The 13,700-nt window shown below is 52.9% G+C and carries 7 protein-coding genes; 1 reads left to right on the top strand and 6 read right to left on the bottom strand.

Annotation, left to right across the window (positions count from 1 at the left end; all coding sequences use genetic code 11):
- The 4 genes from MFFC18_RS09000 to MFFC18_RS09015 form a co-directional block, all read right to left on the bottom strand.
- Complete coding sequence (locus MFFC18_RS09000) at positions 1 to 828, bottom strand: hypothetical protein (RefSeq protein ID WP_075082853.1); 828 nt, start codon at positions 826 to 828, stop codon at positions 1 to 3.
- Between the two features lie 117 nt (positions 829 to 945).
- On the bottom strand, positions 946 to 4,584 hold the full coding sequence (locus tag MFFC18_RS09005; protein ID WP_075082852.1) for an efflux RND transporter permease subunit: 3,639 nt from the start codon (positions 4,582 to 4,584) through the stop codon (positions 946 to 948).
- The gene (locus MFFC18_RS09010; RefSeq protein WP_157665057.1) at positions 4,581 to 6,857 is read right to left on the bottom strand and encodes an efflux RND transporter periplasmic adaptor subunit; all 2,277 of its coding nucleotides are present in this window, start codon (positions 6,855 to 6,857) and stop codon (positions 4,581 to 4,583) included. Before MFFC18_RS09010 ends, MFFC18_RS09005 begins: the two co-directional genes overlap by 4 nt.
- 1,031 nt (positions 6,858 to 7,888) lie before the next feature.
- Positions 7,889 to 8,161, bottom strand: a complete 273-nt coding sequence (locus tag MFFC18_RS09015; RefSeq protein WP_075082849.1) for a hypothetical protein — start codon at positions 8,159 to 8,161, stop codon at positions 7,889 to 7,891.
- A 226-nt stretch (positions 8,162 to 8,387) separates the two neighbouring features.
- Here MFFC18_RS09015 and MFFC18_RS09020 point away from each other — a divergent pair, with 226 nt between their 5' ends.
- Positions 8,388 to 9,242, top strand: a complete 855-nt coding sequence (locus MFFC18_RS09020; protein WP_075082848.1) for a methyltransferase domain-containing protein — start codon at positions 8,388 to 8,390, stop codon at positions 9,240 to 9,242.
- Between the two features lie 86 nt (positions 9,243 to 9,328).
- Here the strand turns inward: MFFC18_RS09020 and MFFC18_RS09025 are convergent, their stop codons facing one another.
- A complete protein-coding gene (locus MFFC18_RS09025; RefSeq protein ID WP_075082847.1) occupies positions 9,329 to 11,764 on the bottom strand; it encodes a heavy metal translocating P-type ATPase in 2,436 nt (811 codons plus the stop codon).
- Between the two features lie 304 nt (positions 11,765 to 12,068).
- The gene (locus tag MFFC18_RS09030; RefSeq protein ID WP_075082846.1) at positions 12,069 to 13,682 is read right to left on the bottom strand and encodes a multicopper oxidase domain-containing protein; all 1,614 of its coding nucleotides are present in this window, start codon (positions 13,680 to 13,682) and stop codon (positions 12,069 to 12,071) included.
- Between the last annotated feature and the right edge of the window lie 18 nt (positions 13,683 to 13,700).

Below are 13,700 nucleotides of genomic sequence, written 5' to 3' on the forward strand. Positions count from 1 at the left end.
TTACTCTTGCTTGCTGGAAGCAGCGATCTGCGCATCAAGCTTCGCCACATAGGCTGCTGGATCGGCGTCGATCTTCTTGATGCATGGAGGACAACAAACGAAAATCTTGCGACCGTTGACGACAGTCGATTTCATCGAAGCATCAACCGCTTTGCCCATCACCGGGCACGTTTTCTGAGCAGTAGCAAGGTTGGTCTGGATTGTCTTCCAATGTTCTGCGTTGAGTGCTTTGCCGACGCAGCCTTTGCAGCAAAGGAAAGCGACTTCCTTTTCGCCCACTTTGACTTTGATGGGAGCGCCCATAGAGCCAAGCTTTTGGCCAGACACCGGGCAGATGCCTTGTGCCATTGCGTGGAGCTGATCGCTTTTTGCCTGACGTTCTTTCGCAACGAAAGAGACGTAACTGGCGTTCACTTTCTTCAAAGAACCGTCAGCATCCGCTTGGATCTTGGCGATACATGGTGGGCAGCAAACAAAAACTTGCTGACCATTGACGACTGTCGATTTCATCGAGGCGTCGACTGGTTTGCCCATGATGGGGCACGTTCCTTGAGCCGCTGCGATGTTTGTTTGGATCGTTTTCCAATGTTCGGCATTCAACTCTTTTCCTTGGCAGCCTTTGCAACAAAGGAAAGCGACTTGCTCGCCGACTTTGACTTTGACGGGATCGCCCATAGAACCAAGGGCTCCGCCGGAGACGGGGCAGATTTTCTGTACGGCAATCTGCAATTGATCGGCATCAGTTAGCGTGCTTTTCTGTTGTGTTTCTTGAGCGATCGCCGAAACCGCAAGCAATGCAACGGCAACGAATGTTAGTAGTGTCTTCATATCTCACCTGTGTCTGTTAAATGTCGTGGGTTCCAATGGTTCCCGAATTTTCAAAAAGTAAATTAAGTACTAGAGATTGAGTTTCATTTTTCTGGGGTCATATTTTTTGGCACTCCTTTAGGTTTCGATCTCGGGGGTCGTTTCAAGGACGATTCCCATCTTCATTTTGAATTCTGCGATAGCGCAATAAACGGTAGGCACGACGAAAGACGAGAACGGTTCGATCAGCATGCCGCCAAAGACCGGGATCGCCATCGCACGAGCGACATCTGCTCCTCGGCCATCAGAAAGTAGTACGGGTAGCAAAGCGACGAGCGTTGTCACCGTGGTCATCAGGCAAGGCCGAACGCGTTTCATCCCTGCGTCGTAGACGGTTTCGCGAAGTTCGTCGATCGTTTTTGGATTACGTCGCCTGACGAGTTGTTGGATGTAAGTCGCCATAACGACGCCATCATCGACGGCGATACCGAACAGGGCGATGAAGCCGATCCAGATCGCTGTGTTCATCTGCACATCCGCAATCGCGATCGCAACCATCCCTGCGGCGAACGAAACGGGAATGGCTGAAAAGATCGTGGCGGCAATGGAGAAGTTCCTGAAGCTCAAATAGAGCAAGAAAAAGTTGATCAACATCGCCAGCGGAACCAATCCCAGCGGAACCCAGTTCAGCACCCACGCAATTCGATCCTGTATGGAGTTGATCTCCTTTGGGTAGTCCAGATCAAGCAGCGGCCCCAGCCACGCAAGCCGAAGATTGGACTTCACTTGGTTTTCAAATGATCCAACCGGCACCATCTCAAAATTGCCGTCCGGAAACTCAAGTTCGCCGCTGGCTCTGGCGTTGGTCAGCGTTTTCATTGCTGAATTGACGGTTTCAATGTCGCCTTGAACGCCGGACGGAGAGAAGATCACGTGCGCGACCAACCGCGAATCTTCGCTGTTGATCATGCCCGGCCCCCAAGAGGTACTCGTGGTGGCAAGGCGTTCCAATGGAACGATGTCACCGGTCGGTGTTACGACGGGAACTTTGTCAAGTAAATCAACTTGCTCGCGTATGTCTCGGCGGAAGCGAACTTGAACCGGGTATCGTTCGCGGCCTTCGACGGTATTGGTAACGTTGACGCCACCAAGTCCCGCACCAACAATTTCGTTTACCATCTCGGTTGTCATTCCGTAACGGGCCGACTGATCGCGATCGACTTCGAACTCGAAATAGGGTTTACCAAGAACAACGTCTGGATTGACTGTTCTTTCATCGACAAGCGGATTGGTTTTCAACACGTCTGCCACTCGATTGGCTGCGATCCCGAGTCCCTCAAGCGAATCGCCGTAGACGCGAATCGCCATCGGAGCTTTGATTCCGCTGGCCAACATGACGACTCGACCTTGGATCGGTTGCAGCGGAGACGCCAGTGTCACGCCGGGCAAAGTTGCAACGGCATTGACTTCATCCCAAATGGCCTTCGCATCGACACCATCCCGCCACTGATCTCGCGGCTTGAGCATGATGTAGGTTTCGACCATTGTGACCGGAGCAGGATCGAGTGCCGAATCGACTCGGCCAATCTTGCCCAAGACATTTTCAACCTCCGGGATCTGTTGGATCATCGCGTCTTGCGTTTGCAAAACTTCCATCGCTTGGGAAAAGCTTGCCGCCGGATAGAGACTGGGCATGTAAAACCAGCTTCCTTCGTCCAACGCGATCCAGTCATCTGACTCAAGGCCGGTGAATGTGTGCTTTGCGTCGACGTAACCGGGAAGTTCATTTAGCTCGGCTCCGAGCCGATTAGCGACCTTTTCGATAGGAGCAAGAATCGTTGGGAAGCCGAACCAAGCCCCCGCACCAACAAAGATGATGAAAGCGGGAAAGGAGAGCATCAACAGTTTGTGTCGCAGAGCAAATCGTAACCGCGCTGCATAGAGAAACCGGATCAATCCACTCACCGGATTTTCTTCAATCGGGCGAATTCGCTCTCGCAGAATCCACCAGCCGATTGCGAAGCCAAGAACGGAAACCACTGCCGTCAGCCACTCCAGCGGAATCGTTTCGACAGGTTGCAATCCGAGCTTGGGAACGGCGACCGACAACCAGTTGATCGCTGCGACGCAGACGTCATTCAGGTGATGGCCCCAGACGAACTGACACAACAGTCCCGCGATGGCGGCAACTCCGAGCGCTCCCACGAAGGCAGCCCACTTTGGCGTTCGACTGCTTTTCAGGAACAGTCGGCACAGGGTTGGGACAACGGTGACCGCAACGATCAGGCTGGCAACGATGGCGAATGTTTTTGTCCAAGCCAGCGGTGAGAACAGTCTTTGATCGCGACCGGTGAGAAAGAAAACGGGTAGGAAGCTGACGACCGTTGTGCTGACCGCAGTCACCACCGCCGGAGCGACCTCAGTTGCGGCGCGGCGGATGACATCGACACGAGTCTCCGTGCTGCCACCGTCGATGAGACCTTCGGAGGCCCCGTCTTTTTCCCAATCCGCCAAGTGGTCATAGATGTTCTCAAGGACGATGATGCCCATGTCGACCATCGTTCCGATCGCGATGGCAATTCCGGCAAGCGACATGATGTTCGCATCCACACTGAAGACATTCATGGCGATGAACGCAATCAGCACAGCCAGCGGCAAAGAAATGGCAATGATCAGGCTGGCCCGAAAATGCAACAGGAACAAGATGACGATCGCGATCGTGACCAACGTCTCCTGCATCAAAGCTTCGCTGAGCGTGTGGACGGTTTCGTCAATCAGAAACGTGCGGTCGTAGATGCCTGTTATTTTGACACCGCCGAGTTCAGGTTCGAGAGAAGCGATCTTTGCTTTGACGTTCTCGATGACGGTGCGCGGATTCTCTCGATACCGCATCACGACGACGCCACCGACGGCTTCGGAACCGTTTAAGTCCAAGGCACCTGTGCGGAAAGCGGGGCCGGTTTGTACAGCGGCCAAGTCACGAACTCGAATCGGCACGCCTTCATTCGATTGCACGACCGTGTCGCCAATTTGCTCGATGGTTTCTTCTTCGGATTTACCCGAACCGAGAAAGCCTTTGCCGCGAACGAGATATTCCATCCCAGAAGTCTCAGCGGTCTTCGCACCGACTTCCGCGTTGGATGCTTTGACGGCCATCAGCAATTTGTTCAGCGTGATGTTGTGGTAGCGAAGCTTGTCCGGATCGACTTCGATTTGATACTGGCGAACGTAGCCGCCAATGGAAGCAACTTCCGCAACGCCATCGACGGATTCGAGCGCCAGCTTGACGACGTAGTCTTGCAACGATCTCAAGTCGGCGAGGTCGGTATCAGGTGCAGGTTCCAGCACGTAGTAGAAAATCTGCCCGAGTCCCGTCGCGTCCGGCCCCAGCACGGGCGTAACGCCTTTAGGGATTTTGCCCGACGGCAGGGAAAGCAGCTGCTCTGCGACTCGCGAACGTGCCCAATAAAAATCGGTGCTATCGTCGAAAGTGACTTGGACGAAGCTAAATCCAAACATGCTTTTGCCGCGAACGCTGATCGCGCCGGGCACGGCTTGAAGAGCAACCGAGAGCGGGTACGTCAGCTGGTCTTCGACGTCTTTGGGAGATTGGCCGGGCCAGTCGGCCAGCACGATGACTTGGTTGTCGCCAACGTTAGGGATGGCGTCCAACGGAACTGAGTTGGTGGAAAACCAACCGATCGCAACGACCAGCAACGCCACCAAGATGACGATTAGGCGCTCTTCGATACAAAATTTTACGATTGAGCGAATCATTGCTTGGGCAACTCCATCTGAGGCAGTTGCATTTGCGGTAGATCCATCTTCGGTAACTGCATTTGTGGAAGCTGCATTTGCGGCAGCTCATCGTCGCCGTTTGCTGGGCTCATGGGCATAGAGTTATCACTGCCATTTGGATCAGACAGATAGTCGTCGAGGATCTTGAAGTACTTGTCTGGCTCGTTGACCCAACTATCGCGGCACCCTTCACAGCAAATGAAAACTGTGCGGCCTTCGATTTCAAGTTTGATCGGCGTGCCCATTCCCATCGAACCCAGTCGCACTTCGGTGACCGGGCAGATGACTTGAGCCTCCGCGAGAGCCCGGTCTTCTTCGCTCAGTGGTTCGAGTGCTTCGCGGATTTCGCTTTTCTCGGCATCGGTCAGCTCCCGTTGCTTCGACTTCCCAGAAAGGTAGTCGTCGAGGATCTTGAAATACTTGTCCGGCTCGTTGACCCAACTATCGCGGCACCCTTCACAGCAAATGAAAACCGTGCGGCCTTCGATTTCAAGTTTGATCGGCGTCCCCATTCCCATCGAACCCAATCGCACTTCGGTGACCGGACAAATGACTTGTGCTTCCGCGAGAGCCCGGTCGGCGTCACTCAAATTCTCCATCGCTTTGCGGATTTCTTCCTTTTCCGCTTCCGTTAGTTGGGCCTCGCCATCCTCGACAGCTTTGTCGGGATCAATAAGCGACGGGTTGCCTTGCAGTTGCATCTGGGCATCGAGCAGGAACGTTGATTTCGAAACTACATTTTCACCTGATTCAATCCCTTCAAAGACGGCAACCATTCCGTCGACGGACGGGCCCGTCTTGAGCTTGCGAAGCTGAAACACTCCCGGTTTCGTTTCTACGTAAGCCAACGAAGTTTTGCCGATGGAAAGCAAGCTGTTGCGAGGGATGACCACTGTCTCTTTGGTCATGCCGTCTTGATCCGAGGCGATCGGAATCGTCAACGTCGCTTGAGCAAACTCGCCCGGCTTCAAAAAGCCTTTCTCATTGTCGATCACGACGCGCACGCCAACGGTTCGCATTTTGGGATCAACGGTTGGTTCGATGAATTCGACACGGCCCTCGAAAGGCTCGCTGCCAAGTGACTGAGTCGTGGCAGTGACGATCTGACCAAGCTGAATCGCTTTGGCGTCTTCCGGAAACAGTTCGAGTACCAGCCAAACTTTGCTCAGGTCTGCCAAACGATAGATCGGAGCCCCGGCCTTGATGTATTGACCGGGCGTTGCCATTTTCTCGATTACGGTGCCACTAATTGGTGCGTATAAGTCAAGCGTCCTCTGAGCAGTTCGTTCAGCGTCGAGGTTGTTGATCTGAGGCTCGGTCATGCCAAGCTCGACAAGTCGCTGGCGAGAGCTTTTCAGCAGACGTCGATTTGAATTTTGTACCCGAGTGTTTGAAGAGTTTGATCGTTCGTTGTATTCCAACGTCTTCAGGTATTCGACTTGGGCCGAGTAGAGATTGGGCGAGTACAGCATCCCCAGCGACTCGCCTTGTTTAACTTCGATGCCGGTGTAGTCCGCTTTCAACTGTTCGATGCGACCGTCGATGTAGGCGGCAAGTGTCTTCTGCTGCGTTTCGTCGTATTTGATTTCACCAACGCTGCTTACCTCACGGGCCAAAGTCTGCAAAGTTGCAACCGTTGTCTTGATTCCCGCGACGCGGCGTGAACGAGGGTCGATTTCGATTGTGCTCGATGGGCCGGACGATCCACCTTTGGCAGCTGGAACCAATTCCATTGCGCAGACCGGGCAACGACCGGGCTTGTTGGTTGGAGGAACGCACATCATTGGGCAGATGTACGATACGTCGGCTTCCTGAGAAGTTGCTCCAGCGGCGTTTGAATCACTCCCCGCCGAAGCCGATTGGATCCAGTTGTTACGCTGAGCCAACCCAAGCAGTGCGATTCCGATTGCAAACGCTCCTATGATCATTGCGGGCACGAGGAACAGCTTGAGGATCTCAAGCGGCATTCCAAACTTGGATCGGACTGTCGGCCCTTGCTGTTCTTCCGCTGGTGCCGATGCGATCGAGTCAACAACCTGAACAGAATCGGATTCCGTTTCGCTGGGTGCGTCGATTACTGGCAAATCAATTGACCGACTCGCCATTCCATTGGTTTCTCCAACAGAGCTATTGCCTGTCGCCACGACAATCACCGTCGTCGCCGGATCGGTAGCTGATCCATTTCGCGCACCAGCACCTGCATCCGCAGGAAGCGGTATCCGTGTTTCGGGAGTGTCATTTTTGTCTGCCATGGTCATACTCGCGCAAGAATCTATTGGGCTTGATTGGCGAATCAGGATGTCTGATTCACAAACGAAGCTGTACGAAATCGAGATGAGTTCGCATTAAGTGCGTGAATGCGGGCAGTTGATTTCCTCGCGTGATGCTTCGGTAGTTCGTTTGGAACCCAAGTGAAAGATCACGACAGGCGAAACGAAGTTAGCAATGGCATCAGACAAAACGGCTCTTCAGAGCGTTTTGGTGGAGAAATGAGCGCGCATTTACGTTGTCGATTTCGGAATCAACACGTAAAACGAGAGAGCAGAACGCAACGTTCTTGAGAAGAAAGGGCCGCGAATTCAAGTGCGGATCGTGGATGGGCAACAAGTCGTTTACCGACTTCACGAGGATACCCAACGACCGGGGCCGCACAAATCAAAACTGGCGAGACGGTCTCGTTTGATTCGCTGGGCGGCACTGCTGGCGAAAGTGGATCCGGTTGGTCTTCCTCGGCGTTGCAATTGCAATCAACGCACTTGCAAGTCATCGCTTCGGGATTGCAGCAGCAGCCGTTTGTTGGAGCGGCTTGCTTGGTCGAACAACAACTGGGTTCCGAATCTTGAACCGCACGGGAACAACACGAGGATTCTGTAACGGACGGAACCGCTTCGACGGTTTTAGTCGCACTGCAACTGCACCCGCAGGCAGAACCAGATGTGAAAGCCAGCGATTGCAAACCGATGGCGGCGGTCGCGAACACCAAGAGTGTCGCGATCATCGAACGTCGAATTGTTGATTGGCTTTTCATTGTGCTGTCCTAGCCCAAATGATTGTGGGCTGGAGCTTCCGGGTCAAGACGAGTAACACCCTCACCATTATACGTCAGAATTGCTTTGTCAGTCCTTTGTTTGTCATTTCCGCATAACAGACGCCAAATCCCACTCAATCCGACGATGGCCGTACCTTGGAACGGTGATTTTTTTTGGGCTCAAACCACTGGTTTAGGCACTTTGTCCGTACCGAAATACGGCCTCTTGGCTGAGCCCATAAAACGCGAGGAATGTCAGTCCGTACTTTGGTACAGGATCAGGCTATCTGCCCGCGAAAGTCTGTACTTAAGTTCGGTTTCTGCTCGGTGATTTTTGCTCACCAGACGAGCGATTTTGAGTTTTTGAAACGTAACTTTGTCTGTCAATTCGTACCGTTCCGTTAATGGTCTTTCCGTTTGCGTTTGAGGCAAATGGAGATCAAGGCAGAAGCGGTACAGGGCTCCACACAAATGAATCGCAAAAACATCAAGCGTTGCATTCACGAAACACTTTTGACTTAGCTTCATCGTTTTCTCCTGCTTTTTTTAATGGCATGCCAGATGCTTATTAAATCGACGTCACACCCCCCAACTCACGAATCGTCGTCCTATCGGTTGACTGAACCGTTGTAAGACAGGCCGTAGCATGATGCGCAGGAACCACAACTTTCAAAATCGACTAATCGTTGCTGCGATTCTTTTACCTTCCCCTTCCGTCAAGCCAACAAACCAGCTTTTGGACAACTGAGATCCCATGAATAAACCACTATCAATTGAGCACGCTGAAAACACTTCGTTGAAGCAAACGGCCAAGCAGTTCGCAGGGCAAGTTTTGGCCGCGATCGCCTCCAAGCGTACCAAAGAATTGATTGACACTCCCATCAGCCAACCGACTGGGTTACAAGACAAGCTGATCATGGCACATCTCAAGCGGCAAGCCTTTCGTCAGAATGATGCCGACTTCTTCGAGCGACTTCACATTGACTTTTGGCAAGGCGAAGGTGGAGCTGTCTTTTCAGAGAACTGCGACCATCGCTTCGAAAATCTGTTTCTGTCGAAGCAAAAACTTGACTTCGATCAACTTCGCCAAATCTGGGACGAGCGACAGCCAAAGCACATCGTTGAATTCGGCTGCAACTCGGGCCTGTTACTCCAATACATGACGACTGAACTCGGCGGCGTTGAATCATCGACAGGCATCGAGATCAATGCAGAACAAGTTCGGAAGAATCAAGAATCATCAAAGTTCGATTCGCGAATAAACTTCCTCAATGCCGATGGCGGGAAGTGGCTACTTGAAAACGGGCAAGCGAATTCGCTGTTCGTGTCTAACGGCGGAGTCCTCGAGTACTTTCGACGCGAGCGACTCGATGAAATGCTAACTCACATTTGCAACAATCTTGGCCCTGCAGTTTTCTTTGCGGTTGAGCCTGTTGCTGACGATCACGATTGGAAGAAGACAACAGAATCCGTTCCGTTTGGTGAAGAGCTGTCTTTTTCGCACAACTACACAGACCTGTTTGAATCAAATGGTTTTCAGATTGTCCATCAAAGAGCGGTCGAGTTCGAATCGTGGAAAATGATGGCGACGATTGCTGTTACAGATTGAGAGTGCTGCAATTAGTCGCTGTCAAACTAGCCGACAATCGAGCGACGAAAACTAGCAGGCTAATTATTGAGTAGATCGGCTGGTGCCTACGAATTCCTCAACCGCAATGCATTGGCAATCACCGATACGCTACTCAGGCTCATCGCAGCGGCAGCGATCATTGGGCTCAATAGAGCGTTGATGCCGAAGAGCGGCACCAGAATTCCGGCGGCGATGGGTACGCCGAGTGCGTTGTAAATGAACGCGAAGAATAGATTCTGACGAATGTTGCTCATCGTGTCGCGGCTAAGCTTGATCGCTTTGACGATCCCATTGAGATCCCCTTTGACCAACGTGACTCCCGCACTTTCAATCGCGACGTCGGTGCCCGTGCCCATCGCGATGCCCACGTTTGCCTGAGCCAGTGCCGGGGCGTCGTTGATGCCGTCCCCCGCCATGGCAACAATTGCTCCAGACGATTGCAGCTGTTTGACTCGGTCGTGTTTATCTTCTGGACTGACTCCAGCTTCAACTTCGTCGATCGAGAGCTGATCCGCAACCGCCTTGGCCGTGCGCTCGTTGTCGCCTGTCAGCATCGCGACTTTGATGTTCAGTTCGTGAAGCTGTTTGATTGCGGCTGCAGACGTTTGCTTAACCGGGTCGGAAACGGCAATCAATCCTGCGAAAGTCCCATCGACCCCGGCAAACATGACGGTGCGGCCCTGATTTTGTAATTCAACTGCACGATCGGACATCGACTCGATGTTGGCGATGCCCTTTTCCCGCAACAGATGCTCGTTGCCAATCAAAATTGAGTGACCTTCGACGGTACCAACGACGCCTCCGCCGGTAATTGAATCAAATCTCTCAACTGAGGACAGTTGCAGTTTTTTTTCTTTTGCTCCGTTCACAATTGCCGCCGCCAACGGATGCTCGCTGTAGCTTTCGACGGCAGCGCAAACAGCCAACAGTTGATCTGCGTTGAAAGGTGTATTTGAACTGATTTCGATCTCGGTAAGCCGCGGGCGTCCTTCAGTTAACGTCCCGGTTTTGTCCACGATCAAAGTGTCGATCTTCTCCATCGTTTCCAGCACTTCAGCGTTCTTGATCAACACACCTTCTTTGGCTCCGCGACCAACGCCGACCATGATCGACATCGGCGTCGCCAGCCCCAAGGCACAAGGGCAAGCGATGATCAGAACGGCAACTGCGTTGACCAGAGCGTAAGCCAACGCTGGCTGGGCGGGAGAGAGGAACGCCCAAATGATGAAGGTCGCGATCGCGGCAACGACCACGGCAGGGACAAACCAGCCCGCTACCGTGTCGGCGACTTTTTGAATCGGCGCCCGACTGCGTTGAGCGTTGGCGACCATGTTGACAATCTGAGAAAGCGTCGTGTCACCACCGACCCGCAACGCTTTCATTTGAAAGGCTCCTGTTTGATTGACGGTGCCACCGATGACTTCGTCGCCTACGACTTTCGAAACTGCAATCGGTTCGCCTGTAATCATTGACTCGTCGACCGAACTCTTGCCGTCGACTACTTCACCATCAACGGGGATCTTGTCACCGGGTACTACTTTGATGATCTCGTTTTCCTGAACTTGTTCGAGCTGCACTTCTTGCTCGACGCCGTTGCGGATGACTCGCGCCGTCGGCGGGGCAAGTGACAACAGTTCTGCAATGGCTCCGCTTGTGCGACGACGGGCTCGCAATTCGAGAACTTGGCCGAGTAATACCAGTGCGATAATCACAGCGGCGGCTTCAAAGTAGACGGCGACGCTACCGTGTTCCTTGAAGGATTCTGGAATCCAATGCGGAAAGACTAAGGCGATGGTGCTATAGGCGTAAGCGGCACCGACGCCCAATGAAATGAGCGTGAACATGTTCAGGTTCCAACTCAGAACGGAGCGGTAGCCACGCACAAAAAAAGGCCAGCCACACCAAAACACGATGGGCGTCGTGAGTGTGAATTGAAGCCAACGCGACACGGTTGGTCCGCCGATCCACTGGTCGATCGGAATGCCGACCATAGGCAACATCGCCAGCAGAAAAACGGGCACAGCCAAGGCGACCGATATCCAAAACCTGTTCGTCATAGATACCAGTTCACTGTCGCCGTCTGCGGTTTCTGCGGTGACATATTTAGGCTCAAGGTCCATGCCGCAGATCGGACAGGCTCCCGGTTGATCCTGTTCAACCTCTGGATGCATTGGGCAAGTGTAGATGGTCTCTTGAGCAGGCTGGGCAAAGTGAGTCGGTTCCAGTGCCATTCCGCATTTCGGACAGTCTCCCGGTTGGTCGCTTTCGATGCCTTCGCACATCGGGCAATAGTAGTTGGCACTCGACGTCGGCTTGACCTTTTCGCCGCTACTCTCTTGCTGGCAGCAACCACTTACCGGAGCGTCCATTGACTCGAATTTTTCTTGGCAATGTCGACTGCAAAAGTAAAACGTTTCGCTATCCTTGGAGGACGACAACGCGGTGTCTGGGTCAACCTGCATTCCGCAAATGGGATCAACGGCTTGGTCGTCTGTGTCCATTTATTTGCCCACTCCGAAATGAATGTGAATCAACGCATCAGGTGCCGATTACAACCGGCTGTTCGGGAAGGCCATTTCTCTCGTTAAAGCGGATAGCATGACGAGGACAACAGCAGCGGTTGCTGCGCTCCCGATTGTAAACCCTCTTGTTGCAGAACTCCCGGTTGAGGCTAATTATAGACGCCGTACTTAAATACGGAGTCAACTGGCCATTGCTTGCTGATTCGGGAAACAATGCGAGGTTGGGCGATGCGATTCTGACAAAATTGAAATCTCTCAACAGGATCAAGAGCTATTACACATCTCATTTTTGCATTTTGTCTTGTCCCATTGGCATATTCATATTGCCATTGGACTTCTGCATACTTTCATTGTTCATGTCCATGCCGCCCATATCCATGCCACCCATCGCCATCTTGGGGGCTTTTTTGTAGTCCGACGGATTGCCGAAACGCTTGACGATTTCGGCGAAGATGGAGCCCCTCTCGATCTTCTCATCGCTGTTCATGACACGGTCAAACAAATCGGCCGGTAGCACGCGCATCGAAGTCATCAAACCGTGCATCGACATGGCCGCGGTGGCTCGCATGCCTTGCATTTCCCTTGGCTGCCAAACTCGCATCATGGTTTCCATGTCCATATTCATGCTGAGCATCTTTTGCGGGTAGCCGGGAGCTTTCTCGCCTCGCGCAATGGGCGTAACTTCGACGGTCGGTATTGAATCCAGATTCGACAGGTATTGGTCGACGTTGGAATTGCTGCGGATGCGTGGGCCAAAGTGCTGAGTCATGTGATTCATCATGTGGTGAATCATGTGGCAGTGAAATTGCCAGTCTCCCGGATTGTTGGCAACGAACTCAAATTCACTCGCTTGAGCAACGGCGACCAGTTCCGTATTGCGAGGCCGCCAAGACGTTTTTGGAGCGCGAGCCCCTTCGTGAGCAGTGACCCAGAAGGTATGCCCGTGCATGTGAACCGGATGATGCTGCATCGGGCTGAAATTAATCAACCGCACGCGAACTCGTTCGCCATGCCTGACGACGCAAGGCGTTGTGAACGGGCCGCTGCGCCCGTTGATGGTGTGCCAGTTCCAATCCATCTTCCACGAGTCAGAAATCGTCTGGTTTGGCTTGATGAAGAAGTTTTGAAACAAAAGCACGAAGTCGCGGTCGACCGGCGGATCGAACTGTTTGCGTGGATGAACAACGATCGGGCCTACCATTCCCATCGCCTCCTGCATACCAACATGCGAATGATAAAAGAACGTGCCGTGCTCGTGGACATCGAATTCGTAAGTAAACGACTTGCCGGGCTTGATCGGATTCTGAGTCATCTCAGCGGCACCGTCATACTGCACCGGCATTTCAAAACCGTGCATGTGAAAGTTGGTGGCTTCCGGTAGTTCATTGGTGACAATCACGCGAATCCGGTCACCCTGATTGATCTCCATCAGCGGGCCGGGGCAAGTGCCGTTGTATCCGTAGACATTCATCATGTAGCCGGGCAAAAACTCTCGCGCGACTGCCTGAGCCTGAATTCGAAATTCTTTGGCACCGTTGACCATCTTCCATGGAAGCTTCTCCAAATCCGGAGCGGTGATCTCGACGGGAGCAGCAGTCGCAGGTCGGAAACCCGGAACAAGTTTGCCGCAGTACCAGTCGCTATCGGGATCGTCGCCGCGTGTCGGCTTGAAGCGCGAAAACCCGTCGTATTCGTTCTGCACGTTGGACGTATCGTTCTGCATGTTGGACATATTGTGATGCGAATGATCCTGATGCTTCGTTTCTGGCGCGGTAAGATCAATCTGTTCTCCATCCTGAGCGTGAACGATCGAATTCGCACTACCGACTACCAAGCCAGCCGCCGCAGCAGTGATGCCGGTTTTCAAAAACTTGCGTCGATTATCTGTCTTGTCCATCGGTGATTCCTGTTCTCT

This window comes from Mariniblastus fucicola (assembly GCF_008087665.1).
Taxonomy (GTDB): Bacteria; Planctomycetota; Planctomycetia; order Pirellulales; family Pirellulaceae; genus Mariniblastus; species Mariniblastus fucicola.